This window comes from Bradyrhizobium sp. Ec3.3 (assembly GCF_000472925.1).
Classification (GTDB): domain Bacteria; phylum Pseudomonadota; class Alphaproteobacteria; order Rhizobiales; family Xanthobacteraceae; genus Bradyrhizobium.
In genome coordinates, this window is sequence record NZ_AXAS01000012.1 from 182,200 (window position 1) to 207,361 (window position 25,162).

At 64.8% G+C, this 25,162-nt stretch carries 29 protein-coding genes; 12 read left to right on the forward strand and 17 right to left on the reverse strand.

Going from position 1 to position 25,162, the window contains the following annotated elements:
- Nucleotides 1-2: 2 nt before the first annotated feature.
- The 4 genes from tsaA to YUU_RS0114415 all read right to left on the reverse strand — a co-directional run bounded on the left by tsaA (nt 3) and on the right by YUU_RS0114415 (nt 2,823).
- Nucleotides 3-494 carry a tRNA (N6-threonylcarbamoyladenosine(37)-N6)-methyltransferase TrmO gene (gene tsaA / locus YUU_RS0114400; protein ID WP_027523010.1) on the reverse strand — a complete coding sequence of 164 codons (492 nt, stop codon included), beginning with the start codon at nt 492-494 and terminating at the stop codon, nt 3-5.
- A gap of 31 nt (nt 495-525) precedes the next feature.
- Nucleotides 526-870: an AzlD domain-containing protein gene (locus tag YUU_RS0114405; protein WP_027523011.1), complete on the reverse strand. Its 345-nt coding sequence runs from the start codon at nt 868-870 to the stop codon at nt 526-528.
- Complete coding sequence (locus YUU_RS0114410) at nt 867-1,607, reverse strand: AzlC family ABC transporter permease (RefSeq protein WP_027523012.1); 741 nt, start codon at nt 1,605-1,607, stop codon at nt 867-869. The genes YUU_RS0114405 and YUU_RS0114410 overlap by 4 nt, the downstream gene beginning before the upstream one ends.
- 244 nt (nt 1,608-1,851) lie before the next feature.
- Nucleotides 1,852-2,823, reverse strand: coding sequence for a lytic transglycosylase domain-containing protein (locus tag YUU_RS0114415; RefSeq protein ID WP_051389745.1), 972 nt, complete (start codon nt 2,821-2,823; stop codon nt 1,852-1,854).
- Between the two features lie 86 nt (nt 2,824-2,909).
- On the opposite strand from YUU_RS0114415, the gene YUU_RS0114420 reads away from it, so the two are divergent.
- Nucleotides 2,910-3,557, forward strand: coding sequence for an HAD family hydrolase (locus YUU_RS0114420; RefSeq protein ID WP_027523014.1), 648 nt, complete (start codon nt 2,910-2,912; stop codon nt 3,555-3,557).
- 30 nt (nt 3,558-3,587) lie between these two features.
- On the opposite strand, the gene YUU_RS0114425 is transcribed toward YUU_RS0114420, so the two are convergent.
- On the reverse strand, nt 3,588-4,604 hold the full coding sequence (locus YUU_RS0114425; protein WP_027523015.1) for a carbon-nitrogen hydrolase family protein: 1,017 nt from the start codon (nt 4,602-4,604) through the stop codon (nt 3,588-3,590).
- Between the two features lie 190 nt (nt 4,605-4,794).
- Here YUU_RS0114425 and YUU_RS0114430 point away from each other — a divergent pair, with 190 nt between their 5' ends.
- The 6 genes from YUU_RS0114430 to YUU_RS0114450 all read left to right on the forward strand — a co-directional run bounded on the left by YUU_RS0114430 (nt 4,795) and on the right by YUU_RS0114450 (nt 8,673).
- Nucleotides 4,795-5,751, forward strand: coding sequence for a helix-turn-helix domain-containing protein (locus YUU_RS0114430; protein ID WP_027523016.1), 957 nt, complete (start codon nt 4,795-4,797; stop codon nt 5,749-5,751).
- 75 nt (nt 5,752-5,826) lie between these two features.
- Entirely contained in the window at nt 5,827-6,987 is a 1,161-nt protein-coding gene (locus YUU_RS50895) for a transporter substrate-binding domain-containing protein (protein WP_156944286.1), read from the forward strand.
- A gap of 127 nt (nt 6,988-7,114) precedes the next feature.
- Nucleotides 7,115-7,348 carry a hypothetical protein gene (locus tag YUU_RS58635; RefSeq protein WP_156944287.1) on the forward strand — a complete coding sequence of 78 codons (234 nt, stop codon included), beginning with the start codon at nt 7,115-7,117 and terminating at the stop codon, nt 7,346-7,348.
- Nucleotides 7,349-7,454: 106 nt separating this feature from the next.
- On the forward strand, nt 7,455-7,616 hold the full coding sequence (locus YUU_RS60210; protein ID WP_198031755.1) for a hypothetical protein: 162 nt from the start codon (nt 7,455-7,457) through the stop codon (nt 7,614-7,616).
- A gap of 5 nt (nt 7,617-7,621) precedes the next feature.
- Complete coding sequence (locus YUU_RS0114445) at nt 7,622-7,960, forward strand: cytochrome c (protein WP_027523017.1); 339 nt, start codon at nt 7,622-7,624, stop codon at nt 7,958-7,960.
- Nucleotides 7,961-8,217: 257 nt separating this feature from the next.
- Nucleotides 8,218-8,673 (forward strand): PEGA domain-containing protein, encoded by a 456-nt coding sequence (locus YUU_RS0114450; RefSeq protein WP_027523018.1) that lies wholly within the window; start codon nt 8,218-8,220, stop codon nt 8,671-8,673.
- A gap of 72 nt (nt 8,674-8,745) precedes the next feature.
- Here YUU_RS0114450 and clpA read toward each other — a convergent pair whose 3' ends face one another.
- Nucleotides 8,746-11,160, reverse strand: a complete 2,415-nt coding sequence (gene clpA, locus YUU_RS0114455; RefSeq protein ID WP_027523019.1) for an ATP-dependent Clp protease ATP-binding subunit ClpA — start codon at nt 11,158-11,160, stop codon at nt 8,746-8,748.
- 269 nt (nt 11,161-11,429) lie between these two features.
- A complete protein-coding gene (gene clpS, locus YUU_RS0114460) occupies nt 11,430-11,762 on the reverse strand; it encodes an ATP-dependent Clp protease adapter ClpS (RefSeq protein ID WP_027523020.1) in 333 nt (110 codons plus the stop codon).
- 507 nt (nt 11,763-12,269) lie between these two features.
- On the opposite strand from clpS, the gene YUU_RS0114465 reads away from it, so the two are divergent.
- Nucleotides 12,270-12,443: a hypothetical protein gene (locus YUU_RS0114465; RefSeq protein ID WP_156944288.1), complete on the forward strand. Its 174-nt coding sequence runs from the start codon at nt 12,270-12,272 to the stop codon at nt 12,441-12,443.
- 75 nt (nt 12,444-12,518) lie between these two features.
- On the opposite strand, the gene YUU_RS0114470 is transcribed toward YUU_RS0114465, so the two are convergent.
- A complete protein-coding gene (locus YUU_RS0114470) occupies nt 12,519-12,857 on the reverse strand; it encodes a phasin family protein (RefSeq protein ID WP_027523022.1) in 339 nt (112 codons plus the stop codon).
- A gap of 437 nt (nt 12,858-13,294) precedes the next feature.
- On the opposite strand from YUU_RS0114470, the gene YUU_RS0114475 reads away from it, so the two are divergent.
- Nucleotides 13,295-15,112, forward strand: a complete 1,818-nt coding sequence (locus YUU_RS0114475; protein ID WP_027523023.1) for a D-alanyl-D-alanine carboxypeptidase — start codon at nt 13,295-13,297, stop codon at nt 15,110-15,112.
- Nucleotides 15,113-15,335: 223 nt separating this feature from the next.
- On the opposite strand, the gene YUU_RS0114480 is transcribed toward YUU_RS0114475, so the two are convergent.
- The 4 genes from YUU_RS0114480 to YUU_RS0114495 form a co-directional block, all read right to left on the reverse strand.
- Nucleotides 15,336-16,061 carry a DnaJ domain-containing protein gene (locus YUU_RS0114480; protein WP_027523024.1) on the reverse strand — a complete coding sequence of 242 codons (726 nt, stop codon included), beginning with the start codon at nt 16,059-16,061 and terminating at the stop codon, nt 15,336-15,338.
- Between the two features lie 67 nt (nt 16,062-16,128).
- Nucleotides 16,129-16,884 carry a hypothetical protein gene (locus tag YUU_RS0114485; RefSeq protein WP_027523025.1) on the reverse strand — a complete coding sequence of 252 codons (756 nt, stop codon included), beginning with the start codon at nt 16,882-16,884 and terminating at the stop codon, nt 16,129-16,131.
- A gap of 131 nt (nt 16,885-17,015) precedes the next feature.
- Entirely contained in the window at nt 17,016-17,876 is an 861-nt protein-coding gene (locus YUU_RS0114490) for an alpha/beta fold hydrolase (protein WP_027523026.1), read from the reverse strand.
- A gap of 328 nt (nt 17,877-18,204) precedes the next feature.
- Nucleotides 18,205-19,128 (reverse strand): division plane positioning ATPase MipZ, encoded by a 924-nt coding sequence (locus tag YUU_RS0114495; protein WP_027523027.1) that lies wholly within the window; start codon nt 19,126-19,128, stop codon nt 18,205-18,207.
- 271 nt (nt 19,129-19,399) lie between these two features.
- On the opposite strand from YUU_RS0114495, the gene panC reads away from it, so the two are divergent.
- Both panC and YUU_RS0114505 read left to right on the forward strand, forming a co-directional pair.
- Nucleotides 19,400-20,251 carry a pantoate--beta-alanine ligase gene (gene panC / locus YUU_RS0114500; RefSeq protein ID WP_027523028.1) on the forward strand — a complete coding sequence of 284 codons (852 nt, stop codon included), beginning with the start codon at nt 19,400-19,402 and terminating at the stop codon, nt 20,249-20,251.
- 78 nt (nt 20,252-20,329) lie between these two features.
- A complete protein-coding gene (locus tag YUU_RS0114505) occupies nt 20,330-21,079 on the forward strand; it encodes a hypothetical protein (RefSeq protein ID WP_027523029.1) in 750 nt (249 codons plus the stop codon).
- A 7-nt stretch (nt 21,080-21,086) separates the two neighbouring features.
- On the opposite strand, the gene YUU_RS0114510 is transcribed toward YUU_RS0114505, so the two are convergent.
- The 5 genes from YUU_RS0114510 to YUU_RS0114530 all read right to left on the reverse strand — a co-directional run bounded on the left by YUU_RS0114510 (nt 21,087) and on the right by YUU_RS0114530 (nt 24,247).
- A complete protein-coding gene (locus YUU_RS0114510) occupies nt 21,087-21,527 on the reverse strand; it encodes a DUF1489 family protein (RefSeq protein ID WP_027523030.1) in 441 nt (146 codons plus the stop codon).
- Nucleotides 21,528-21,568: 41 nt separating this feature from the next.
- Entirely contained in the window at nt 21,569-22,549 is a 981-nt protein-coding gene (locus YUU_RS0114515; RefSeq protein WP_027523031.1) for a hypothetical protein, read from the reverse strand.
- A 147-nt stretch (nt 22,550-22,696) separates the two neighbouring features.
- Nucleotides 22,697-22,900 carry a hypothetical protein gene (locus tag YUU_RS0114520; protein ID WP_156944292.1) on the reverse strand — a complete coding sequence of 68 codons (204 nt, stop codon included), beginning with the start codon at nt 22,898-22,900 and terminating at the stop codon, nt 22,697-22,699.
- 203 nt (nt 22,901-23,103) lie between these two features.
- Nucleotides 23,104-23,472 (reverse strand): YidB family protein, encoded by a 369-nt coding sequence (locus tag YUU_RS0114525; protein ID WP_027523033.1) that lies wholly within the window; start codon nt 23,470-23,472, stop codon nt 23,104-23,106.
- Between the two features lie 115 nt (nt 23,473-23,587).
- Complete coding sequence (locus tag YUU_RS0114530; protein WP_027523034.1) at nt 23,588-24,247, reverse strand: glutathione S-transferase family protein; 660 nt, start codon at nt 24,245-24,247, stop codon at nt 23,588-23,590.
- Between the two features lie 125 nt (nt 24,248-24,372).
- Here YUU_RS0114530 and YUU_RS0114535 point away from each other — a divergent pair, with 125 nt between their 5' ends.
- Entirely contained in the window at nt 24,373-25,071 is a 699-nt protein-coding gene (locus YUU_RS0114535; protein WP_027523035.1) for a DUF599 domain-containing protein, read from the forward strand.
- The last annotated feature ends 91 nt before the right edge of the window (nt 25,072-25,162 follow it).

Sequence of the window (25,162 nt, forward strand, 5' to 3'; positions counted from 1 at the left end):
CTTCATTCCGTCTCGAAATCCCCAGCCTGCGGCGCGGCCAGTGGTGTGAACTCGCAACGGTCCGGCTTGATGTCGATCAGTGGCGTGTTGTCGATGCAGTCGAGGCCGCGCACCAGGATCGTGTTGCCCTCGATGCCGACCAGCCTGACGATCGAGGTGCCGATCGGATTGGGCCGCACCGGCGAGCGCAGCGAGAATGTGCCGCGGGTGTTCTGGTTGTTCTTCGGGCTCTGCAGGATGATGTCGCGACGCGACCGGTCGAGCCAGTAGAGCACTTCGAGATTGCTGTAGAAGTCGACGCCCTTGATCGCCGGCACGAAGGGCTCGAAGATCTCCAGCCGGCACACCGGGCCGTCATGCCGCCCCTGCCGCGGCGTCTCCAGCCGGGAGGTCCAGGGCGTGCGGATCCGGCCGATGAAGACGAGGCCGGCATCCTGCGTCGCCGGCAGCTCGATCGCCACCTCGCCTTCGCGGAGCTCATTTTCGCGAACCATTTTGTCTGTTCCTTGCTGTTCGCTGGCGGTTTTAGCCCAGCCACCACTTGCCGGCCAGCATGAACAGCTCGCCGGTGACGACGCCGGCGAAGATCGAGCGGCGGGTCAGCATGAAGACGACGAAGCCCGCGACCACCGCACCATACCGCAAGACATCGGGCACGCTGGCGAGCGCGCCCGGGGGCTGGACCACGATCTGGGCGATGACGCCGGCCAGGATCGCGGTCGCCACCGCCCTCACCCAGACCAACAGCTCCGAGCCCTCGTCGATGCCGCCGCCGAACCACAGGCCCAGCATGCGCCATATCTGGTTGGGAATAACGCCGGCGACGAACAGCACGGCGAGCGCATGCCAGTCGCCGAGAAAGCCACTCATGCGCGCGCCTCTCGCCAGAAATGGACGCCATAGGCGATGGTGCCCGCCACGACGCCGCTAACGAGGATGTCGAGGCCGCTGTTCATCTTCGCGGCCAGCGGATAGAGCACGAGCCCGAGCACCAGCGCGACCACGTCAGCGATCTCGCGGCTGTTGCGCGCGGTCGAGAACAGGAACGACAGCGGGGTGAGCAGCAAGATCGCCGCGCCCAGCGTCTGCGTGAGGTTGGCGGCGAGGAAATAGCCGACCGTGTTGGCGGTCAGGCACACCGAGACCAGGCCGCAGCCGAGCCCGTGAACGAAGGCGATGCGCCGCTCGCGCGGCACCTGCGGCAGGAAGCGGTGGCATTCGACCCACAGCGTCACGGCGGTGAGATGCGCCGCGAAGATCAGCTCGCGCCGTTTTGTCGTCGGCGTGCGCATCAAGGGCAGGACCGACACCACCATTGGAAACAGGCGGATGGCGCTGACAGTCACGGCGATCGCCGACTGGATGACGGTCGCCCCGGAGCCGAGCGTGGTGATCAGGATGATCTGCGCCGGCCCCGCCCAGACGAACAGCGTCGATGCCAGCGCCCAGGCCAGGCTGAAATGCGTGTCATGCGCCAGCGCCCCGATGCCCAGATAGGTCACGAACAGCACGATGGTGAGGATGGTCTGCGTAATCGAGCGCAGCCCCCACGCAAAGGCGCGAAAGGCACTGTGCCATTCAGGAGAATCGAGCGGAGGAAGCGCCACGGGGGGTCTTGGCCGGGAGAGGAATCGTGCCTGCATAACGGGGGATGGGGCGGCGCGCGTCAAGAAAGCGCGAGGCTGGGCTGGCATGCGCGCCACATTGACACGCCGTCATTCCGGGGCGCGCCCCCTTGGGCGCGAGCTATGATGCGCAATTGCGCATCTGAGAATCCATACTCACGATGGTGGTTATGGATTCCGGGCTCGCCGCTTCGCGGCGCCCCGGAATGACAGGTGTTGATACCCCCTATCCCGTCACGCCCCGGTTCTTCAGTACGAAGCAGGCGCCGCCGGCTTTGCGGATGCGGTTGCAGAGATCATCCGCCTCGGGCCGCGTGTCGGCGCCGATGCGCACCTGGTAGAAGGCGTGCGTGCCGCGGCTGCGCATCACGGACGACAGCAGGCTCGGATCGCGGTCACCGATCACGGCGCTGAGGCGCGTCACCGCGCGGGAATACATCGCCAGCGCCCTGTTGCGGTCGAAGCCTGCAGCGAGCTGCACACCCCAGACTTTTGCGGCGGCAAGCTCCACATGCTGCTCGAGCTCGGCGACGAACGGGTTTGGCGCGCGCTTCAGGAGCGCCATCAGATCGCGACAGCTCGTCGTCGGCGCATTCGGCGGCCCCTTGCCGGTCGCGCCGGCCTTGGCCCAAGCGTCGACCGTCGCCCCGGTGATGGCGAAGACGTAGTTGCGAGTCTGCTCCGGCATCGGACCGGTGCCCGCGAGCCATTCCTGCACCCGCCTCGGCCCGGCATTGTAGGCAGCAGCCGCGAGACCAAGATTGCCGAACTGGTTGCGCAGCTCGTTGAGGAATTCAGCCGATTTCGGCAGCGCCTGCACCGGATTGAAGGGATTAAGGAGCCCGCGCTCGCTCGCCGTGCCCGGCATGAACTGCGCGATACCCTGCGCACGCTCGCCGCTGCGCGTCACAGGCCCCACCGCGTCGCTCTGGAACCGGCTCTCCTGCCAGATCACGCGGGCGAAGAATTCCAGCGGCAGATTGGCGTCGCGCGCGGCGGCCTCGATGATCAGGCAGATCGATTCCCGTGTATCGCTCTCGCGCGCCGCCTCGGCGGGCTTGCCCGGCGGCATCGCGAGCTCCTCGACGCTCGGCACGGCAACATTGGTCTTCGCGGGCGAATTGTCCCATGCCGCTGCCGGCGCGACCAGGAACAGCGCGGTGGCGGCCTGGCAGAGCGCAAATCGGGCTCGTGTCATCGGCATGGTACCGGCGATATCGGACTTGAACTCGGAGACTAAGCGAACTAGCAACTGGCGGCATAATCAACGTAGGCCGGGGCGGAATGGCTACAATCTATTTTGATCTCGACGGCACGCTGACCGATCCGAAGCCCGGGATCACCCGCTCGATCCAGTATGCGCTGGAACGGCTCGGACAGCACGTCCCGAGCGAGGACGAATTGACCTGGTGTATCGGGCCGCCGCTGCATGCGAGCCTGAAAAAACTCACCGGAACCGATGAGCTCGCCGACCGGGCCCTGCTGCTCTATCGCGAGCGGTTTGCCGATATCGGCCTGTTCGAGAACGAGGCGTATTCCGGCATCGAGGAGACTCTATCCACGCTGTCGGCGACGGGCGCGCGCATGTTCGTGGCGACCAGCAAACCGGTCGTCTATGCGAGCCGCATCGTCGATCATTTCGGCCTCAAGCGTTATTTCGAGCAGGTGTTCGGATCCGAGCTCGACGGCACCCGCGTCGACAAGGGCGATCTCCTGCGCTACGCCCTCGACACCGCGAAAGTGGATCCGCAAGCGGCCATCATGATCGGCGACCGCAGCCACGACGTGGTCGGCGCGCGCAAGAACGGCTTGACCGCGATCGGCGTGCTCTACGGCTATGGCAGCGAGACCGAGCTCAGGGACGCCGGCGCGCATCATATCTGCGCCGCCCACCCCGAGCTGGTTGCCTACTGCACGACGCGTGCCGCTTGAACGTCCGGCACTGACGCTCTGCATCCCTGGTCAGCTCGCTGCCGCCGCGATGTCCGCGGGCTCGACGGTGTCGACCGGCAACGCGAACTGCTCGACCCGCTTATACGGCTTCTTGTTGAGCAAGAGCCGCGTCACGTCGGGCCGCGAATAGTGCCCGGCGGGATCGGCCGCATTCTTGGCGACGCCAATGACGCCGAGATCGATCTCGGCGACCAGAAGCCCTTCCTGATCCGGTGCCAGCTTGTCGCCGATCTGGCTGCCGTCGGGGCCGTAGATCGCGGCAAAGCCGCCGCCGGCATGCAACAGCGCATGCTTGTCCGGGCGGTCGCAGAGCTCATCGATCATCGCCTGCGAGACGGTTGCGCAGGGCGCAAGCACGAAGCAGGAGCCCTCCACCGCATAGACGCGCGAGGCAGCGTTGTTGACCTCCGCTCCCAAGGCGGGCGCGAAGGGATCGTAGAGCGAGAAGCTCGGCCATGACGCCACATGCACCTGCTCGTTCTGGGCGTACATCGCATATTTCGACAGCGGCTGGAGATGCTCCCAGCAGCACAGCGCACCGAGACGTCCGATGTCGGGGCGGTCGTGGACGGCAAGATCGCTGCCGTCGCCCTCGCCATAGACGGTCCGCTCGGCATGGGTCGGCCGCAGCTTGCGGCGCTTTGCAATGGTCTCGCCATCTGGCCCGATCAGCCATTGCGCGATGTAGAGGCTGCCGCCGTCGCGCTCGGAAAGCCCGATGACGGCGGTCAGGCCAGCCTTGCGCACGGCCTGCCGCAGCTTCTCCGCCTGCGGGCTGTCGTAGGCGAGCGAATTGTCGAAATAGCGCTGCACGAAGCCGCGGCCGATCGACCAGGCCGGCGAATCCAGCCAGATATGCCAGGGGTATCCGGGGATGAACACCTCCGGGAAAGCGATCAGCTTCGCACCCTTTCTTGCGGCCTCCTCGATCAGCGCGATCGACTTGTCGACGGACGCGTCGAGGTCGAGCCAGGCCGGCGCCGCCTGCACCACCGCGACTTTGTATTTCGGATGTTCGATGCCCATTCCCGCCTCCACGTGATCCACTGGGACGCGCCGCTTTCCGGTTGATCGCGGCAGACGTCCGATGCAGTCTATTGGGCCACGGCTGGACCAGGCCTGCTCGACTGCCACGGCATGAAAATTCGACCGGGACGGCGGTACCGAATTTCCCTGCGCGGGGGCCAATCCAAGTTCGTGAAAGGGAGGCCCGCGCATGACCATCCAGTTCACGACGGACGGCAGCCCCGGGCACCGGCGCCTGGCGCTCTGGCAGGACATCGTCTGCGACGTCTTCGTCGAGCTCGACTGCAAGTCGGATCTCGGCAGCGCCTTCCGCGGCTCGGTGACGCAAGCTTCGCTTGGGCGCGCGGTCTGTTCGGATGTCTGCTCGGACCGCCAGCACGTCTTCCGCACGCCGTCGCGGATCGCCCGCTCGGATCTCGACTTCGTTCTCGTCGCGCTTGGCAATCAGGGCGTCGGCGGCGTCGTGCAGGACGGCCGCGAGACCGTGATCCATCCCGGCGAGTTCGCACTCTACGACACCACGCGCCCGTATGAGCTGAAGTTCGATCACGCCTTCACGCAGACCATCTTCAAGGTGCCGCGCGAGATGCTGCAGCGGCGCCTCGGAGCCACCGAGGCGCTGACGGCGATCTCGTTCGGCTCCGACGCACCGCTGCAAAAGCTCGCCTACGATTTCATCTTCAGGCTTTGCCACAGCGCCGATCAGATCGATCCGCAGCATGCCGTCGCGCTTTCCGAGCAGGCGGTCGATCTCGTCGCCATGGTGCTGAGCGACCGGCTCGGCAAGACGGCGCCGCCCTCCTCGACGCATCGCTCGGCCCTGCTCTACCGGCTGAAGGCGCATATCCGCAGTCATCTCACTGACCCCGATCTGACGCTGTCGGATACCGCGGCCGCGCTTGGCATCTCGCCGCGCTATGTCAACGATCTCCTCAGTCAGGAGCACACCTCGTTCCAGCGCTATGTGCTTGCGGAGCGTCTTGCCCAATGCAGGCGCGATCTCGCCTCACCCGCGCTCGCAGGCCGTCAGGTCGGCGAAATCGCGTTCGCGTGGGGCTTCAATGACCTCTCGCATTTCGGCCGCGTCTTCCGCGAGCAGTTCGGAATGTCGCCGCGCGACTTCCGGCAGAGCCTATTGCCGCACTAGACTGGCCACCGTTTCGCAGCAACCAACACGACCGCGGAGCACACGCTGACAACGAGGGCACAACCGGGAAACGATTTGAAGCCTCGCGCCAATCCTGCGGTCCGTTTTCGTGCTGGGACCGTCCGGCTGTTCCAGATGCTCGCGCGCAACGCGGCCCTCGGGCTTGCATTGGCGCTATTTGCCTGCATCTCCTGCTCCACGGCCCAGGAGGGGACTACCAAGCCAGGGACCACCAAGCTCCGGGTCGCGACCCGAATAGTCCCTCCCTTGGTCATCGAGAAGAACGGCACCCTGAGCGGCTTCAGCATCGAGCTCTGGAACGGCATCGGGGAGCGACTGCATCGCGAGACCGAGTACGTCATCACGCCCGACGTTGGCGAATTGCTTGCCGCCGTGGAAAGCGGGCGGGCAGATCTCGGAATCGCAGCCATCTCGATCACATCCGAGCGCGAGAACAGGTTCGACTTCTCGCAACCGATCCTGAATTCGGGACTACAGATCCTGGTGCGCGGTACCGCCGCCAATGTCGAGCCGAATCCGCTGCTCGAGTTCGTGGAGCTGTTCTTCTCCCGCACTCTCCTGATCTGGCTTGGCATTGCGCTGCTCCTGATCCTCATACCGGCGCATCTGATTTTCCTGGTGGAGCGGCATCATCACAACGGGATCATTCCAACCAGCCGGTATTTTCCGGGAATCTTCCATGCGATGTTCTGGGCCGCGGGCACGCTGGCGACCCAGGCGGATCAAATGCCCCGGCACTGGATCGCTCGCATCGTCGCCGTGCTGTGGATGTTCACGGGCGTGGTGTTCGTGGCGTTCTATACGGCGCAACTCACCGCATCGCTGACGATCCAGCAGATCAGGGGACCGATCAACAGTCCGCAGGATCTCGTCGGCAAGATCGTCGGCACGACACGGGGAAGCACGGCAACCATCTATTTGAACGAGGTCAGGGCTCAGGTCCGTGAGTTTGAGAAGATCGATGACCTCTACGGCGCCTTGCTGAATCAGGAGGTCGACGCGGTCGTCTTCGATTCACCGGCGCTGCTTTACTACACAACTCACGACGGCAGGGGATCGGCGCGGACCGTCGGCAGCGTCTTCCATAAGGAGGACTACGGCATCGTCTTTCCGACCGGCAGCCCGCTGCGTAAGCACGTGAATGAGGCCCTTCTCGCGCTGCGCGAGAGCGATGCGTATCAGCGGATTTACGAGGAATGGTTCGGCAAGCACTAGGCCGCTGACGCCACAGCGCCGCCCCCGATGCCGCCGATGTGACTGATCGTGAAGCCGGGAGAGATTGCGGCGCCGCAAGGCGAACCTCACCTAAGGTCGGTATCAGGTTCCACCCGGGGAGAACGCAATGCGTCCCGTCTTGCTCTTGAGCCTTCTGATCGCGCTATCGAGTGCTGCCAACGCCGCTCCGGCGCATCGCACGCACCGGCACTATGCCGTTGACCCTGCCACTCGCGTGTACAGGGATCCCATGTCGAGTTTTGGCTATGCGCCGCCTCGGGCACCGGCCCCCTATCTGTCCGCGCCGAGCTATCAACCCGATGCAACGTATGACAGTCCCTACAAGAACTGGGGCGGATAGCTGACATCGCGTGCAGCCGGTCCCCCGGTTGCATGCGCGTGACGCATTGACGTGCATCAAGCCGATCTTCGCCGGACGTGCCATCGTCTATGAGCGAGGATCGCCGATGCGCCGGTTTGCCATGAAGGCACTGTTCACCGCCCTCAGCCTCAACAGAGAGGAGAGAAAGCGGATCGATTGGGATCGCAACGTTCTGATCTTCTCGACGGCGGTGACTGCGGGTCTGATCGCGCTCTATGTCCTCGGCAAGGCGACGGCGCGCTGGTAGGACGCATGAAGCGATCGCTGCCCTTACTTGCGATCGTCGCCGCACTGTCCGCCACGCCGAGCCACGCGCTGGATGCCGAGCAGCAGTACGGCCAGGCTCTCCTGCAAAGGATGTGCGCACGTTGTCACGCGGTGGGCACGTCCGGCGCGAGCCGAAACCGACGAGCCCCGGCGTTCCGTACCCTCGGCGAGAACAAGCTCTACGACGCCGACTTTGTGCAGCGGCTGCAGGATGGCTACAGCAGCATTCACCGCTTCATGCCGACCTTCCGTTTCGAGCGTGCCGATGCCGAGGCCGTGGTCAACTATCTCAAGGCGATTCAGGAGCCGCGCAAGCCGAACTAACGCGGACACAGCGCCCGGACGCCCATTGGGCTCGCGCTGGAACTGTCCCGGGTCGACCAACCTGAGACTGTCACCCGCCGGTGCCCGTGGCGCGGAGCGCCCGCGGATTCAGGACGGCAGCGAATGAAGGGGGACTAGCGCGCCGCCCCCCGCGCGTCCGCGGCACAACCTGTGCGTGGCTTAACCATTTGGCGTGTCTGCCACTTGCCCGCGCGCGTTGGTTGCGCTTGATTGCAGCGGGGATTTAGGGGCATTTCATGCGTATCTTTGGAATTGTGGCGCTCGGCGTCATGCTGGGCGGCTGCGCGTCGGTGACGCGCGGCACGACGGAAAATATCGCCATTTCATCAACACCATCTGGCGTCGAGGCCGTGGTTTCCGGACTTGAAGTGCCGACCACCTGCACCACGCCATGCTCGGTCGTCGCCAAGCGCAACGCCGACATTTCCATTACCTTCGAGAAGCCCGGCTACGAGTCGCAGGTCGTGCAGCTGCAACGCGACATACCGGGGGCCGGAGCCGCCGGCTTCGCCGGCAATCTGCTGCTGGGAGGTGTCGTGGGCATGGGCGTCGACGCGGTCACGGGCGCGGCGACCGATCACAAGCCCAATCCCGTCATCGTCACGATGCAGCCGAAGGCTCCTCCGCCGCGGGCGCCGGCGCCAGCTGCGAGAAAGCCACGCCCGCCGCGGGCACCCGAGGCGGGCACCTAATAAGCCTGCTCCGCAGATCGACAAAAAGGCCGGCTTCACAGCCGGCCTTTTTTCAGTTCATGACGCTCCCTATCAAACCTTGACCAGCGGTCCCTTGGAGGTCGGCCCCTTGGAGGGGCCGCCGGGACCGCCCGGCTTGGACTTGCCTGACGGCGGGCGCTTGCGGGCGCCGGGCAGCTTCTCCTGCTTCGGCGTGACCGGGCCCTCGACGAACTCGAAGCCGATCTTGTCCTTCTCGGCGTCGGCCTCGTCCTTGACCAGGACGACGCGGACATGGCCGCCGCCCTTGAGCTTGCCGAACAACACCTCGTCGGCGAGCGGCTTCTTGATGTGCTCCTGGATCACGCGGGCCATCGGCCGCGCACCCATCTGCTCGTCATAGCCGTGCTTGATCAGCCAGGCTTTGGCTTCCTCGGACAGCTCGATCGTGACGTCGCGGTCGCCGAGTTGCGCCTCGAGCTGGAGCACGAACTTCTCCACCACCATGCCGATCACGTCGGCATTGAGATGAGCGAAGGAGACGATGGCATCGAGGCGGTTGCGGAATTCCGGCGCGAACTGCCGGTTGATCGCCTCGTGGTCGTCGCCTTCCCGCTTGGAGCGTGTAAAGCCGAAGGCCTGCTTGGCGAGATCGGCCGCGCCGGCGTTCGTGGTCATGATCAGGATCACGTTGCGGAAGTTGACCTGCTTGCCGTTGTGATCGGTGAGCCGGCCATGGTCCATGATCTGGAGCAGCACGTTGTAGAGATCGGGGTGCGCCTTCTCGATCTCGTCCAGCAGCACCACGCAATGCGGATGCTGGTCGACGCCGTCGGTGAGCAGGCCGCCCTGGTCGAAGCCGACATAGCCCGGAGGCGCGCCGATCAGGCGCGACACGGTGTGCCGCTCCATGTATTCGGACATGTCGAAGCGCAACAGCTCGACGCCGAGGCTGGAGGCAAGCTGCTTTGCGACCTCGGTCTTGCCGACCCCGGTCGGACCAGAGAACAGGTAGCAACCGATCGGCTTCTCCGGCTCGCGCAGGCCGGCACGCGCCAGCTTGATCGAGGCGGACAGCGACTCGATCGCCTTGTCCTGGCCGAACACGACGCGCTTCAGGGTCTGCTCGAGATGCTTGAGCACCTCGGCATCGTCCTTCGACACGCTCTTCGGCGGGATCCGCGCCATCGAGGCGATCGTGGTCTCGATCTCCTTGATGCCGATCGTCTTCTTGCGCTTGTTCTCGGCAACCAGCATCTGCGCCGCACCGGATTCGTCGATCACGTCGATCGCCTTGTCCGGCAGCTTGCGATCGTGGATGTAGCGCGAGGAGAGCTGCACCGCGGCCTCAATGGCCTCGTTGGTGTATTTCAGCCGGTGGTAATCCTCGAAGTACGGCTTCAGCCCCTTGAGGATCGCGATCGCGTCCTCGACAGTCGGCTCGTTGATGTCGATCTTCTGGAAGCGCCGCACCAATGCGCGGTCCTTCTCGAAATGCTGGCGGTATTCCTTGTAGGTGGTCGAGCCCATGCAGCGGATGGTGCCCGAGGCGAGCGCCGGCTTGAGCAGGTTCGACGCATCCATCGCGCCGCCCGACGTCGCACCCGCACCGATCACGGTGTGAATCTCGTCGATGAACAGGATGGCGTTGGGATGCGCCTCGAGCTCCTTCAGCACCTGCTTCAGGCGTTCCTCGAAGTCGCCGCGATAGCGCGTGCCCGCGAGCAGCGTGCCCATGTCGAGCGAGAACACGGTTGCAGCCGCCAGAACCTCCGGCACCTCGCTGTCGACGATGCGCTTTGCAAGGCCTTCCGCGATCGCGGTCTTGCCGACACCGGCCTCGCCCACGAACAGCGGGTTGTTCTTCTGCCTGCGGCATAGCACCTGGATGGCGCGATTGATCTCGGAATTGCGACCGATCACCGGATCGATCTTGCCGTCGCGCGCCTTCTTGTTGAGGTTGACGCAGTAGGTCTCGAGCGCCTCGCCCTTTTTCTTGGAGTCCTCGTTGCCCTTGGTCTCGGTCTCCTCGTCGACGCCGCGAACGGGGCGCGCTTCCGAGACGCCCGGCCGCTTGGCGATGCCGTGGCTGATGTAGTTGACCGCGTCGTAGCGCGTCATGTCCTGCTCTTGCAGGAAATACGCGGCGTGACTCTCGCGCTCGGCGAAGATCGCGATCAGAACGTTCGCACCGGTCACTTCCTCGCGACCGGATGACTGCACATGAATCACCGCGCGCTGGATCACGCGCTGGAAACCGGCCGTCGGCTTGGCGTCGTCGGCGCCATCCGTCACCAGATTTTCGAATTCGGTCTCAAGATAGTTGACGAGACTGGTGCGCAGCTTGTCGAGATCGACACTGCAGGCCCGCATCACGGCTGCTGCGTCGGAGTCATCGATCAGCGACAACAGCAAATGTTCGAGCGTCGCGTATTGGTGATGACGCTCATTTGCGATCGCCAGTGCACGATGCAGGGATTGTTCAAGGCTTTGAGAAAAAGTCGGCATTCGCGTCCTCTGTGGCCCCCACCATCATGATCGCCATCGCCCGGTCAGGCAACAACAACCTTTGTCACATATAGTTATACAAGATCGCGGCAAAAGATCGGTTCCGCGACACTGGACTCACGCGCGGTATTTTCGATGCAAAACCCGTTCCTATTTGGGCAGGGTTGGCGCCAGTCCCCCTACTCCCCGTAGTTCGCCGGCCATGGCGGCCGTGAGGATGACGAACGGGGTGACACGAATGTCAGAACACGCAGTAACTCGGGACGCGCCTACTTCTTTTCCATCACGCATTGCAGCGGGTGCTGGTGCTTGCGGGCAAAGTCCATCACCTGTGTGACCTTGGTCTCGGCGATCTCGTAGGTGAAGACGCCGCATTCGCCGATGCCGTGATGGTGGACATGCAGCATGATCTTGGTCGCTGCCTCGATGTCCTTGTTGAAGAACTTCTCCAGCACGAGAACCACGAACTCCATCGGCGTGTAGTCGTCGTTCAGGATCAGCACCCGGTACAGGTTGGGCCGCTTGGTCTTGGGCTTGACCTTGGTGATGACCGAGGTGCTCGGGCCGGACGGACCATTAGAACGGTTCTCGTCATTGCTCATCCGGGGAGCATAGGCGACGGCTGACGCGGGCAGATCGAGGCTGGAAGTTAGTTGCGGCATGGCACAGGCGTTCAAAATCCCCACGGAAACGTATGGCAGCCCGCCGCGCTGCCCCGCCATCGGAGCCTCGCATAGGCGAGCCGTCTTGTTCGATCGCCGCTCCCGACCGGTCCGGTCCTCACCGGAACGGCAACGGTGAATATGGGCCCGCCCCCGGCCCGCCGCAAGCGTGCAGAGGCTGGAGCGATGCGGCCGCACGGCGGTCCCGATTCCCGGTCCCTGGCGATCCTGACCAAGGTTAATCAATCCGGACCCGTTTGACAAAAAAATCCGATCGGCAGGTTTCTCTGCCCTCAACCAGGAACCCGACGTCGACCCGCGGCGACCAGTTCGCAGGCCGGCACGTCCGGTCTTCTACGGTCGAATTAACCAACCACTCAATTGCGCGCTCTTCACCGACGAAGCCTCGCCGGCGCTGTCACGAACCGCAGCGACCATCAAGCCAACGTGCGCAAGCAACAGCTCGACGGTCTCGACAATCCAGTCGACGACGATTTGACACCATCTGCAGAACCGCGCGAGCCGCTCGAACAAGTTCTTCATGCTGACGAGCTCGACCCGGATCGTGACGACTTCGACACGATCGGCATTGCGCTCGGCAAGCTCGGGGGCTCGCAATAGCCCTCGCAAACGCGTCCACGAAAAAAGCCCGGCTGAACCAGCCGGGCTTTTCCGATTCCAAGACTTGACGAAGAGTTAGTGAGCGGCCGGGGTGAACTTCGAGACGATGGTCTCGACCGGCTTGAACGCCTGCTTGGCGAGGTCGTTGTAGAGGCCGGCGATCTTCTGCGATTCCGCAACGAAGGTCTCGTAGGCGGAGCGCGCGAAATCGGTCTGCGCTTCCAGCGCCTTGTCCAGCGACTTCACGCCGGAAAGCTTCTCAACGAAGGACTTGGTGTCCTCGAACGACTTCTTGGTGTAGTCGCCATAGGCGCTGGCGATCGCCTGGAGGCCGTGCTGCACCGAACTCGCAGAGGCCACGCACTGCTCGAACTGCTCTTTCCCGTAGTTCTGAAAGTCTTCAACCTTGAACATCATGGAATCCTTTTTTCCCTGGCTCTCGTCCGGAAGCCTTAGATTTTTCAAGCCTTGGATATCTCAAGCCTTGGATTTCTCCTTGGGGCCACCTGACGCTGCCCATAATTAGTGCAACGCACAAAAAAGTCAAGAATATTTGTGCGACGCACAATAATACATGCAACTTGAAGTGATTCCGGGCTATCTACGCAAGGGTTCCTTAAGCTTTTGGAAACCGGGCGCCCCTACCCTGATTCCCTGGACGTGTTCAGCTTCCGACAGGCGGTCAAAAGCCGTTTGCGAACATCGCCTTAGCCAGAACAGCGGCTTGAGCTTCGATTGCCGGCGATGAGCGCTGGCGGATTGGCGGTTCAAGCAGGTCATGGTCCCGGATCTGGAGGGCACAATTTTGCCTCACGAGCCGGTGATCAAGTCAGAAACGGGGACGGGGTTTCATGCTTCGTAAGAACTGGTCTTCCTCGCGCTTGGCGCGGGCTGGAGTCTTCGGGCTTCTTACAGTCACCACCGCGGTCATCTTCACCAGCGATGCTGCCGAAGCGCGCCGCCACCGCGGCCGGCACTATGCGCATCATCGCGTGCATCGCGACTCAGGCGAGAGCTACAGCCCGCAATTCGCCTCGATCATCGTCGACGGCAATTCCGGCGCGACGCTGCAAGCGACGAGCCCCGACGGAATTCGTCACCCCGCTTCGCTCACCAAGATCATGACGCTCTATCTGCTGTTCGAGCGTCTGGAGTCCGGCAAGGTCAAGCTCGACACCGAGATGCCGGTGTCCGAACACGCCGCCGATCAGGATCCCACCAAGCTGGGCCTGCGCCCCGGCCAGACCATCCGGGTCGAGGACGCGATCAAGGGCCTCGTCACCCGTTCCGCCAACGACGCCGCAGTCGTCATCGCCGAATATATCGGCGGCACCGAAGACGATTTTGCCAGCATGATGACGCGCAAGGCGCGCGCGCTCGGCATGTCCAGGACGGTCTATCGCAACGCCTCGGGCTTGCCCAACGACGAACAGAACACGACGGCGCGCGACCAGGCCACCCTTGGCCGTGCGATCCAGGATCGCTTCCCACGCTACTACCGCTACTTCTCGACCACGGCCTTCAATTTCCGTGGCCGGACGATCACGGGCCACAATCACCTGCTCGGCAGCGTCGAGGGCGTCGACGGCATCAAGACCGGCTACACCCGCGCCTCCGGCTTCAATCTCGTGAGCTCGATTCACCGCGGCAACCGCTTCCTGGTCGGTGTGGTCCTGGGCGGCCGCAGCGGCGGCTCGCGCGACGCCATCATGCGCAACCTGCTCGCGGAGAACCTCGAGAAGGGCGCGGGCAGCCGCACCGTGGCCGCCATCACCGAGCGCAATGGCGCCGACACCAGCACCGACGTCGCCGACGCCTCCGACACACCGGCGCGAGCGGCACCGCAGGTCCAGGCCTCCGCCCCCGCTCCCGAAGCGCCCGCGCCACGGCCCGCCTCGCGCCTCGCCACGCTTGCCGCCGCCACCGCGGCGATGCCGCCGGCCGCCAAGCCGGAGCCCAAGGCAGTCGAATCCAAGGTCGAACCCGCGCCGCTGACCAATGGCGTGATCTCGAGCCAGCCGCTCTCGATCATTCCGGGCTCGTCCGAGCCGATGAAGCCGGTCAAGGTGAAGACGGTCCAGGTCAAGGCCGGCGCCGTGAAGGTCGCGTCCGCCGCCCCGTCGCAACCGGCCCCGCCGATCACCAACACGATCTCCACCGCGCGCGCCGAAGTCGCGGAAACCTCCGGCGCCGTCGTCGCCAAGGCCGACATCGTCAACAAGCCGGACGTCATCGCCAAGCCTGAAGCGGTCCGCAGCGACCTGCCGCCGCAGCCGCCGGGCTTTGGTACCGGCAACGGCATCCTCGGTGTCCTGCCGGCTTCCGGCGCTGCGGCGTCCGCGCCCGCACCTGCCGCAAAACTCGCCTCGGTCGAGCCGGCCCCGCAGCCGATCCAGACGAGCGCAACGACCAGGCCGGTCACGCACAGCGGCTGGATCGTTCAGGTCGGAGCGCTGGAGAGCGAGAACGAGGCGCAGCAGCGCATCGAAGCCGCCCGCAGTTCGGCCCGCGGCCTGCTCAGCAAGGCCGATCCCTTCACCGAGGTCGTCGCCAAGGACAATCGCAAGCTGTTCCGCGCCCGCTTTGCCGGCCTGGAGCGCGATCAGGCGGAAGCCGTCTGCCGCACGCTGAAGCGGGCCGAAATCTCCTGCATCACCGTCCGCAACTGACGGCGAGCAAATCGATCCGGTCCGATGCCCGCGCCTCATGCGCGGGCATTATCGTTTCAGGCAGGCACGAAGACCGTCTCGCAACAACCTCTCGTCAACGATTTACGGTTAAGATTTTGCTCAAGGGATCGACCACGCCGATAATGGCGGGCATCGGGGCGACGGCAGACAGAGCAATACGGAGCTGACGCGGTACGGGCGTTTGTAGCGTTGGTTGCCGGAGTTAGCTGTTATGCGTGCGAAGCAGAGTATCCTTGGCCTCGTTTACCCGGGCAGCGAGATACGTCGAGCCCCCCTGGTCGGGATGCAGTTTCTTCATCAGGGTCTTGTGGGCCCGTCCGATCTCGTCGCGCCCCGCTCCCGGCTGCAGGCCAAGGATCTGATAGGCCTCCTCCGCCGTCATTTTGCCGCTCGGCGCCGCGCGGCTCTGCCGCCCTGCCGCATCTCCTTGCGCGTTCTGACGCCAGGCGGGAAACCGGCGGTCCAGATAGCTTTCAAGTAACGCGACGCTCTCGGCATCGAAGGCGGGGCACATCGCAAGCAGCGCGGCGAGATCGAACTCGTCGAGCGAACGCCCGGCGTAAGGCCCGGCGACGATCTCGCCTGCAAGCTGGCCGGACTCGTGGTCCAGCCGCATGTCCAGAAATTGCGAGCGAACGCGCGAGGTCTGCCCGGGCGAGCGCGTCGCGCCACCGAACAGCCCGCCGATATTGCCGAAGCTGGAGTTCGCGAGCGGCGTCCAGCCGAGCAGGCCGGCACCGAAGATGCCGAGCGGGATCGCGACCGCCAATTCGCCCCGCAGCCCCGTGAAGGCCGCGACCGCCAGCGCCACGACCCCGCCGCCGACCTTGATGGCGCGCGCGAGCACCGCCGGATTGGCGGAACGGAACATCTGCAGCAGCAGGTAAAGTGTAACGACGGCGACAGCGCCTGCGATCAGGGTCGGCATGAGCGCAATATAGTCGCCTCGCTCGCAAAAATCATGCGGCCGGACTTCGTTGTGGACGGCCAGCGCCTCACTTCATCTGCCCGATCAGCTTGGCCGCGCCGCTTGTCGTCTTGGCCAGCCTGAGCAGCGCCTCGCGGCCACCGGCGGCGTAGGCGGCTGCCGCGCGCAGGAGTTCGCGCAGTTGCGCCGCGGCGCCCGGATCGAACCTGCACCAGGCCCCGCCGGTCAGCCGTGCGATCTCGCGAAAGGCCTGCTCGGCCGTCGCATCATGGCCTTCCTGAAACATGAAGACCGGGACCTTGAGCATGCCGAGTTCGCCCGCCTTGGCACAGAGTTCGTCGACCTGCTCCTCCATGGCGTCGCCGACGAAAACCACCGCGCGCACGCCGGAGGATGCCGCTTCGCGCCGCGCCTCCGAAAGCACCCTGCCGATCTGGGTGTCGCCGCCGCGGCAATCGATCTTGCTCATCAGGCTCGCGAGCCTGGTGCTGTCGGAGATCCATCCCGTCGCACGGCACTCGTTGAAGCCGCGGTAGTAGACCAGCCGGATATCGAGGCTGCCGAGCGCCGCCGCCTCGCGGAACATGTCGGCCTGGAGCGCACAGGCCATGTCCCAGGTCGGCTGCCGGCTCATCGTGGCGTCGAGCGCGAAAATCAACCGGCCCTTCGCGCCCGGCGCATGGGGCGACATCGCGCGCGCCTTGGCGACGAAGGCCGCGATGTCGTCGCTGGTGGAGGTCTTGGCCTGCGGCAACTTGCCGTCTTTCTCGGCCCGCGCCGACACGGCATCGCCGCTGCGTGGTTTGGTCGGTTCGCCGGACATCCTGCTCTCACGCTGGACTACACGGCCAATATTTGGCGAGCGCACCGTGATCGGTCAATGTGCAAAGGCCTCCGCGGCGGTCAGCAGCGGAGGCCTGGCAGGTCAAAAATTCGGAGGTCGACGGAAAAACGTCAGCTCTTGGCGGGCTTCATCAAGGCGACCGGACCGGGCTCGAGCACCTTGGGCGGCGCGCTGAGGGTATCGACGGGCGCCACTTCGCTGTCGGTGTCGGCCAGGAACTTGTCGAGCATGCCCTGGATCGAGTTCTTCGCGTCATCCGGACCGGTGTCGCGCATATCGTTGTGCTGGAAGTCCGTCTTCACGACGGTGATGCCCGCCTTCTCGCACTCCTCGTCGGTCGGGAGCACACCGGGATCGGTCTTGAACTGCGGATCCTTCGAGCGGAACGACAGGATCTTGAACTTGCCGGCAGTGACGAACGGAACGCGCAGGTTATCGAGGGTCACGACCTTCTTGACCTCGTCCGGATACTGCTTGGCGAAATACATCGAGATGTCGCCGCCCATGGAATGGCCGACCATCGTCACCCTGGCGTAGTCGGCATTGGGCTGGACGGCCTTCATGTCATGCAGCGCCAGATGGATGTTGGCCACGCCGCGCAGGATCTGCGGCAGGCGGCCGACATAGAGTTCGCCCGGCTTGGTCACCATGGGCGGATCGGTCGGCAGGTCATGCTGCGGGCTCATCACGAGATAGCCGCGCATCGCGAAGACGGTGGAGAGGAAGCCGTACTCGGTGTTCTTGACGGTGTTGCCGTGATTGAGGACTGCGACCGGCAGCGTGATCAAGCCAGCGTTCGCCTGCATCTCGCGATCGCGACGAACAGCGATATCAACCGGCACCGGACGGTTGTCGCGCGAGGCATCGTAGAAGGTGATGGTCTCGTGCTTGATGGCCCACTTGTTCGCCGTGAAATAGGCGATGCCCGCAAGGGCAGTGACCGAAACCAGTACGGCAATTCCACGCTTCATTTTCGTCCTCAGCCTCAGGCTTTTCTGGCCTGAAATCCCAATTGAAATCGTGTTGCTTGAAGGCTCTTGGGCCCCTTGTCGGTTATTCCTTAATATATGTCACAGCGTCGTGACGGGAAGACCAAAAATTGTGAACCGGCAGCCCTTTCATTGTGCGCTGCACTCGTTTTGTGGGCACGGTATTCCAGGACCACTACGTTAGGTACAATTGTCCTTCAGACGCAACCTGTCTGCGCAGGGTTCAATCGCAATTGCCCCGCCCGGTTCCCGTGGAACCGGCGGCTCGATCGAAAAATCTTGAGTGGAAGTAGCAGCGTACCGCGCCTGGTCAGGCGCCGAGGATGTCGTGAAGCTCGAGCGGCTTGTCGACCTGGCTGAACCATTCGGCGCGGTTGGCGGCGCGGCGTCGTCCGCGCTCGTCGAGCGGCAGCTTGAGCTGGCGGAGCAGGCTCGTCACCTCCTCGCGGGCGGTGACGTGGCCGAGATTGGGCCGCATGCCGAGGGTTGCTTCGTCGATATCGTCGAGGGCTGTCAGGCCACGCGGGAAAAATTCGCGGTAGACGACACGCTCGGCAAAGCCGTCGACATAGCGGAAACCGAGCCGCAGCGACAATTCCTTCAACCCGTCGGCGACGAGCTGCTTGTTGCGTGAGCCCAGCATCGACAGGCGGTTGCGCACGACGATCCAGTCGGTAGTCGAACCGTCGAGCTGGCGGCGCTTGCGGCGGCTGTCGCGGACCATCTCGGCATAATGACTCTCGCCGGTCACCGCATAGTTGGCGGGATCGACGGTGCCGAGCACGTCGAAGTCGAGGAAGCTGTCGTTGATCGGGGTGACCAGCGTGTCCGCCATCGAATGCGCGAGCCGCATCAGGTAGCTGTCGGTGCCTGGCGTATCGATGACGATGAAATCGAAGTCGCTCTCGACCGCCGAGACCGCCTCCATGAACTGCAGGAACTCGGAGTTCTCGTTGTCGGCGATCTGCATGGTCTCCCCGAGCTTGATGCAGCGATGCACCGGCAACTCGAGGGCGAGGCCGGTGCGGCGCGCCCAGGCGGAACGGTTGTTGATGTAGCGGGTAAAGCTCTGCTGGCGGCAGTCGAGGTCGATGGTGGCGACGCGCTGGCCGGCCTTGAGCAACGCGACCGCGATATGCAGGGCAGTGGTGGATTTCCCGGAGCCACCCTTCTCATTGCCGAGCACGACAACGTGCGCCGAGCCCAATTGGCCTTGGCTAGCCTGCACAAGCATGTAGGAATCCTCGACGCCCCGAATAATTATCTTCAAGTTGACCGCGTCTGCGGTCAAGTGAAATGCGTGACAGGAAATGCAAATCGCGACGCGCCGTTCTTAAGCATGAATCGCGCGCGTGTTTCGCGTCTCTGGTCGAGCCCACATTGTTGCTCACGCGAAACATTCTCTGACTCCAGCAGGTGCATGGCGTCTACCCGTGCCGCTTGTTAAGGTTAGCCCCTGCCCGCGGAACGCCGCATCAGCCGCATCTCCAGAGCCTAGAGTCCAGATGCCACGAAGCCCCCTGATCGCCCGCACGGTCCCTGCCCTGCGGCGCAGCCTCGATGCTCTTCGCAAGCGGAAGGCCACGGTCGCGCTGGTGCCGACGATGGGTGCGCTCCATGACGGGCATATGTCGCTGGTGCGCCTCGCCAGGCGACGCGCGAGCCGGGTCGTCGTCTCGATCTTCGTCAATCCCACGCAGTTCGCGCCGACCGAGGATTTCGGCGCCTACCCGCGCACCTGGAACGCCGATATCGCGAAACTTGCGGCGGAGGACGTCGACCTCGTCTGGCACCCCACGGTCGAGGCGATGTATCCGGATGGCTTTGCAACCCGCATCGTGCCGGAGGGACCGGCGCTCGCCGGGCTCGAGGACCGCTTCCGGCCGCATTTCTTCGGCGGCGTCGCCACCGTCGTCGGCAAGCTGTTCACGCAATGCCGCCCGGATGTCGCGATCTTCGGCGAGAAGGACTTTCAGCAGTTGCGGGTGGTGACGCAGATGGCCGGGGATCTCGACCTCGGCATCAAGGTGGTTGGCTCGCGCACGGTGCGCGAGCGCGACGGGCTCGCGATGTCCTCGCGCAACGTCTATCTGTCGGCCGAGGAGCGCCAGCGCGCCGCAACCCTCTATCGCGCCATGAAGGAGAGCGCCGGGCGGATCCGCGCCGGCGAAGCGATCGGGCCGGTGATGGCCGATGGCGCCCGGATGATCGAAAAGGCCGGCTTTGCGCTCGACTATTTTGAAGCCCGCCATGCCGAGACGCTGGCGCCGGTCACCTCGCGCAAGGACGGGCCGCTGCGCATCCTGGTGGCGGCCCGGCTCGGCACCACCCGCCTGATCGACAATATCGCGGTGTAGGACGCCCAGGTTGCGCTTGCGTGGTCCCTCGCCCGCATGGATGATCGGCGCGAGTACGGAAAGCCGACCGGCAGGGGCATGTCATCCATCCGCACGATCATCGCGAGCTGTGTGCTGGCGCTCGCCGCCAGCGGCGCCGCACAAGCGCAGCAGCGGCCGCCGATCGGCGTGTTCGGCTCGCCGCCCAACGCCATGATCTTCTATGTCGCCCATGGTGCGGCCGGCGCCTGCGGACCGGGCTGCTCGGACTGGATCGCTGCCGAGGGCACCGTGCAGTGGGACAGCTACAAGCGGCTGATCGCGATCCTCGACCGCCAGCAGGGGCGCAAGCTGCCGCTCGTCATCCATAGCTGGGGCGAGTCCGACCTCAATGTCGCGACCAGTCTCGGCCGCATCCTGCGCGACCGCGGCCTTGACGCCACCGCCGGTGCAACCGAGGTCGAAGCCTGCGCCGGCAAGCCGGAGGCCGAATGCTTTGCGCTAAAGCGTCCGGGCGGACCGCTCGACGCCAAGGTGATGGTGCCGGACCCGGCCTGCGACTTCACCTGCCTGCTCGTGCTCGCCGGCGGCGTGCATCGCAGCCTGCCGCAGGGCGCGAAGGTGGTGCTGTCGGGTCGCTTCATCCGCAACCGCGTCGCGCCCAACGTCTCGGCCGAGCAGCGCGAGAGCCTGACGGCGCATTTTGGCGAGCACTACCGCCGATACCTGCACGACATGGGCGTCGAGCCGGAGCTGATCGACATCGTGGACAGTCTTGGCGAAGGCGGGCGCCGGATCGAGATGCCGTCAACCGACTGGGCGCGGCTGCACCTCGTCACGCCGCCGTAGCGGCGGTTCAGAGCAATCCGAGATCGCGCAACTCGCGCCGCATCGGCTCGGGCATCGCCGCGATGGTGCCGGCGGCGGCCTTGCCGAGATCGGGCGGCACGGCATCTTCCGTCAGATAGCGCCAGCCCTGGAACGGCCGCATCGGCCGCGGCGACACGGAGATCACCTTGGGCTGCATCACGATGCGGCAGCGCCCGATGCCGTCCTTGTCGCGGAACGGCTCGATGCCGATGATCTTTTCGCGTGCGGCGATCTCGCCCTTGATCACCCAGTAGAGCGATCCGCCCGCGAGGATCTCGTCACCGCGCTTGGGCACCATGCGGGTGACGTGGACGTGGTGTTGCGGCAGGCCCTTCTTCTTGGCGGCCTGCATCCGTTCGGCGATCCACTCCTTCAATTCCTTGACGGAGTCGCAGCCGACGGCGAGCTTGATCAGGTGGAGTGGCATGCCCCAGCATTAGCGGGCCGGCCGCGCCTTTGAAAGCCGAACTAATTGTTATCCGCAGCCGCGGGAGCCGGAGCCTGCTCGGACTGAGCCGCCGGCGCAATCTGAACCGGCGCAGACGCAGGTGCGCGCGCGGCCTTCGGCGCAGGCTGCTTCTTCGCAGGTGGCGGCGCGGAGGCCTGGGCCGCGGTGGCCGCCGGCGCGCGCGCAGGCGGTGCGGCCGCAGTTCCCGACGGCGGCGCCGGCCGCGTGGCCGGCTCCGGCGCCATGATGCTGACCGCCGGCGTCGATGCGGCGCTCGGGAACTCCGCGTTGGTCGGCTTGCCGGTCGGCATTGAAGGCGGCAGCGCGGCGACGGCACCCGGCATCGCCGCCACCGGCGTGTTCCAGTTCGATGCGTAGCGCGCGACCAGCCCCTCATAGAGATGGGCGTCCATATTGGAGGCGATCTGTTGCTGGTCCGTCAGCGAACGGAACACGGCGCAATCGAATTGCGTGCAGCCGTCGCGGGCGACCAGCACCTGGGCGACGAGGCCGTAGCGGTCGTGCTCGATCGCCCGTCGCAACGCCTTGAGTTCCGGGGGCGGGTTCTTGCCGGCGGCAGCGACATCGCCGAGCGCGGTGAGACGGCTGATCTGGGCCGCGGTGTAGGAGACGGCGGCGGCGGTCGCTTCAGGCGATCCGAACAGCGCCTTCTCGCAGGCCGCCAGAACGGTGTCGCCGGCCAGATCGTCGATGCAGGACAGTGCGGGCAGCGCGGCGGTCGTCACGGGCCTCGCGCGGGTTTCGTTCGCGGGTGCTTCCCTGCCGCTCGGTCCATAGGCGCGAATGGTGGCAGCGCCCGCGATGCCGATCGCGAGCAGCGTGATCACGGTCAGCGCCCCGTTGGCGACCGATCGCTCGGCGCGCAGCAACGTGATCAGCAGGATCAGGCTGAAGAAGCCGGCGGCCGCCAGCGTCAGCCACATCGGAAAGCCCGGCGAGCGCCAGATGTCGTCGAGCGAATTGGCCCATGCCCAGTTCATGCGCGACGTCCCCTCACGCGAGCCGAGATCAAATTCAGTGATGGTAACTGCCCGCGAAGCGACAGCAGCCCTCTCACCATGTTGACTTGAACCGGACCTTTTGACGGCGGGACAACATCCAATTCGTCATCCCACCCTTGCGTAGCATCAGGACAGGGCGAGCTGGCTTTCCTTGGCAACCCGTTCGAAGGCTTCGGTCGAGCTCTTGATCCGATACTGACAATCGTCGCCCTCGGTCGGCAGCAGGCGGATGACCTCGTAGGTACCGCTGGCGGCCGGGCGCGCGATATTGCTGGCCGTGAAAAGGACGCGCGCGCCCACGGGGAATTTGTGCTTCAACACCCTCTCCATCACTCAAACAACGCCTGCCGCGCCCACGTGTCCCGCTGCGGCGGCCGGCCGGAAGCCCGGCGCGGTGTATAGCACGCGGCCGGCCTTCTTGGCCAGCGCTATGCCACTATAGCAAATGTGTGATTTTTGTAATATTTTCAGCACGATAGCGGGCACATGGGCCCACCAATGAGACCCCGGAACCGTAGAACTACGGGCCGACCTCACGAGCCCTGGGGCAGCTTTCCGTCGGGGCTCGCATTATCCACAGCCTTGGGCAGCTCCTGGGCCAGGATCTGGCTGAGCTGGTCGACCGGGATGTTGTAGCGCGCGGCAAGCTGCCTGACCGTGTCGTTGCCGAGCACCCGGCGGAGCTGGTCGGCCGAGATCGGCAGGTTCTGGCCGTTGCCGAGCCACGACTTGACCTGATCGGCGAAGCCCGCCTGCTCGAGCTTGGCGACGATGGCACCCAGGCCGCCCTGGTTGTTGCTGCCGAGCACCTCGTTGAGCACGGCCGGCAACACCGCTGCGCCAAGCTGGCCGAGCGCGCTGCGGAACGCGGGGTTGTTTTCCAGCGCGTCGAAGATTCCCATGGGCCGTCTCCCCTTGCGCCTGATGCGCGTTGCCTTCGTCGATTGAGCGCCGCCCGCCGGTCGGCCGTCAAGCTGCGCCCAATCACATTCCTGTCTGCGCCCGGCCCCGCCTCGCCTACGCGGTTTCGAACTTCTCGATGACCAGCGTTTCGGCGAGCCCGTCGCGCGTCCATTCCTGGAATGCCGGCTGCGCCAGCATGGTGTCCATATAGGCGCGCGTCTGCGGCGTGACCTCGATCGCATAGGTGCGGAAGCGGTGTACCACCGGCGCATACATCGCATCCGCCGCGCCGAAGCGGCCGAACAGGTAGGGCCCGCCCGCGCCATAGCGCTCGCGGCACTGCTGCCAGATCTCCTGCACGCGGGCGACGTTGGCCTGCGCATCCGCCGACAGTGTCACGGGACGCACCGGACGATGCAGGTTCATGCCGCATTCGCTGCGCAGCGCCATGAAGCCGGAATGCATCTCGGCGCACACTGAACGGGCATGTGCGCGCGCCGCGGCGTCATCGGGCCACAGCTTCTTCTCCGGAAAGCGCTCGGCGATGTATTCGATGATGCTGAGCGAATCCCACACCGTGACGTCGCCATCGACCAACACCGGCACCTTGCCGGCGCGGCTGAACGAGATGATGCGCTGCTTGTCTGCGGGATTGTCGGTGTAGAGCGGGATCACGACCTCCTCGAACGGGATGTCGTTGGCGCGCAGCGCGAGCCATGGCCGCATCGACCATGACGAGTAGTTCTTGTTGCCGATCGCGAGCTTCAGCGCCATGTGACTGGTCCTTCTCAAATGCTGGTCCATCAAGCCGCTGCTTTTAACGCCATCGCGTGCACGCAATCAATCGTTGCCGCGACGGAACATGCATGGCAATCCTGCGCGGCAACGAGAGGATCACAATGAGCGGATACTGGGTCGACATGGCAGCGGTCGGCTTTTTCGTGCTGGAATGGCTGGTCTACGCCGCCACGCTGGAGCACTCGGCCTATGGCCGCGACAGCCTGTCGGCGCGCATGAACCGCTACCGCGAGGTCTGGGTGCGCCGGCTGCTCGACCGCGAGGCGCGCATGGTCGACATGCAGATCATGGCCTCGCTCCAGAACGGCACCGCCTTCTTTGCCTCCACCAGCCTCATCGCGCTCGGCGGCGCGCTGGCGCTGCTGCATGCGACCAACGATGCACTCGTCATCCTCTCAAAGCTGCCGGTCGATCTCAGCCCCTCGCCCGCGCTGTGGGAGCTGAAGTGCGTCGGCCTCGTCCTGATCTGCGTCTACGCCTTCTTCAAGTTCGCCTGGGCCTATCGCCTGTTCAACTATGTCGCGATCCTGTTCGGCGGCATGCCGCCGGCCTCCCAGCGCGGCACACCGGAAGCCGAAGCCCACGTCATCCGCACCTCCCGCCTGTTCGAATCGGCCGGCCGTCACTTCAACCGCGGCCAGCGCGCCTTCTTCTTCGCGCTCGGCTATCTCGGCTGGTTCGTCAGCCCCTGGGTGCTGTTCGTGACCACGGCGGCGGTCGTCATCGTGACGTGGCGGCGGCAGTTCGCATCCAGCGCGTGGGCGGCGATGGCGCCGGAGGAAGCGTCGCCGAAGGGCTAGCACTACTTTGGCAGAATCTATTTGCGCCAGTGTTTTTCAAGGATTTGTTTTCGGCAGTATGGGCACCGCTGAGACGGCGGCCGAAGGATGA

Excerpts from the sequence above, each read along its gene's own strand:
- YUU_RS0114475 (WP_027523023.1), top strand. The coding sequence starts at position 13,295 with ATGCTTCGTAAGAACTGGTCTTCCTCGCGCTTGGCGCGGGCTGGAGTC.
- YUU_RS0114505 (WP_027523029.1), top strand. The coding sequence starts at position 20,330 with ATGTCATCCATCCGCACGATCATCGCGAGCTGTGTGCTGGCGCTCGCC.
- YUU_RS0114420 (WP_027523014.1), top strand. The coding sequence starts at position 2,910 with ATGGCTACAATCTATTTTGATCTCGACGGCACGCTGACCGATCCGAAG.
- YUU_RS0114430 (WP_027523016.1), top strand. The coding sequence starts at position 4,795 with ATGACCATCCAGTTCACGACGGACGGCAGCCCCGGGCACCGGCGCCTG.
- YUU_RS0114490 (WP_027523026.1), bottom strand. The coding sequence starts at position 17,876 with ATGAAGCGTGGAATTGCCGTACTGGTTTCGGTCACTGCCCTTGCGGGC.
- YUU_RS0114515 (WP_027523031.1), bottom strand. The coding sequence starts at position 22,549 with ATGAACTGGGCATGGGCCAATTCGCTCGACGACATCTGGCGCTCGCCG.
- YUU_RS0114525 (WP_027523033.1), bottom strand. The coding sequence starts at position 23,472 with ATGGGAATCTTCGACGCGCTGGAAAACAACCCCGCGTTCCGCAGCGCG.
- YUU_RS0114530 (WP_027523034.1), bottom strand. The coding sequence starts at position 24,247 with ATGGCGCTGAAGCTCGCGATCGGCAACAAGAACTACTCGTCATGGTCG.
- YUU_RS0114415 (WP_051389745.1), bottom strand. The coding sequence starts at position 2,823 with ATGACACGAGCCCGATTTGCGCTCTGCCAGGCCGCCACCGCGCTGTTC.
- clpA (WP_027523019.1), bottom strand. The coding sequence starts at position 11,160 with ATGCCGACTTTTTCTCAAAGCCTTGAACAATCCCTGCATCGTGCACTG.
- panC (WP_027523028.1), top strand. The coding sequence starts at position 19,400 with ATGCCACGAAGCCCCCTGATCGCCCGCACGGTCCCTGCCCTGCGGCGC.
- YUU_RS58635 (WP_156944287.1), top strand. The coding sequence starts at position 7,115 with ATGCGTCCCGTCTTGCTCTTGAGCCTTCTGATCGCGCTATCGAGTGCT.
- YUU_RS0114510 (WP_027523030.1), bottom strand. The coding sequence starts at position 21,527 with ATGCCACTCCACCTGATCAAGCTCGCCGTCGGCTGCGACTCCGTCAAG.
- YUU_RS0114520 (WP_156944292.1), bottom strand. The coding sequence starts at position 22,900 with ATGGAGAGGGTGTTGAAGCACAAATTCCCCGTGGGCGCGCGCGTCCTT.
- clpS (WP_027523020.1), bottom strand. The coding sequence starts at position 11,762 with ATGAGCAATGACGAGAACCGTTCTAATGGTCCGTCCGGCCCGAGCACC.
- YUU_RS0114495 (WP_027523027.1), bottom strand. The coding sequence starts at position 19,128 with ATGCTTGTGCAGGCTAGCCAAGGCCAATTGGGCTCGGCGCACGTTGTC.
- YUU_RS0114425 (WP_027523015.1), bottom strand. The coding sequence starts at position 4,604 with ATGGGCATCGAACATCCGAAATACAAAGTCGCGGTGGTGCAGGCGGCG.
- YUU_RS0114445 (WP_027523017.1), top strand. The coding sequence starts at position 7,622 with ATGAAGCGATCGCTGCCCTTACTTGCGATCGTCGCCGCACTGTCCGCC.
- tsaA (WP_027523010.1), bottom strand. The coding sequence starts at position 494 with ATGGTTCGCGAAAATGAGCTCCGCGAAGGCGAGGTGGCGATCGAGCTG.
- YUU_RS0114470 (WP_027523022.1), bottom strand. The coding sequence starts at position 12,857 with ATGTTCAAGGTTGAAGACTTTCAGAACTACGGGAAAGAGCAGTTCGAG.
- YUU_RS0114480 (WP_027523024.1), bottom strand. The coding sequence starts at position 16,061 with ATGCCGACCCTGATCGCAGGCGCTGTCGCCGTCGTTACACTTTACCTG.
- YUU_RS60210 (WP_198031755.1), top strand. The coding sequence starts at position 7,455 with ATGCGCCGGTTTGCCATGAAGGCACTGTTCACCGCCCTCAGCCTCAAC.
- YUU_RS0114450 (WP_027523018.1), top strand. The coding sequence starts at position 8,218 with ATGCGTATCTTTGGAATTGTGGCGCTCGGCGTCATGCTGGGCGGCTGC.
- YUU_RS0114485 (WP_027523025.1), bottom strand. The coding sequence starts at position 16,884 with ATGTCCGGCGAACCGACCAAACCACGCAGCGGCGATGCCGTGTCGGCG.
- YUU_RS0114405 (WP_027523011.1), bottom strand. The coding sequence starts at position 870 with ATGAGTGGCTTTCTCGGCGACTGGCATGCGCTCGCCGTGCTGTTCGTC.
- YUU_RS0114535 (WP_027523035.1), top strand. The coding sequence starts at position 24,373 with ATGAGCGGATACTGGGTCGACATGGCAGCGGTCGGCTTTTTCGTGCTG.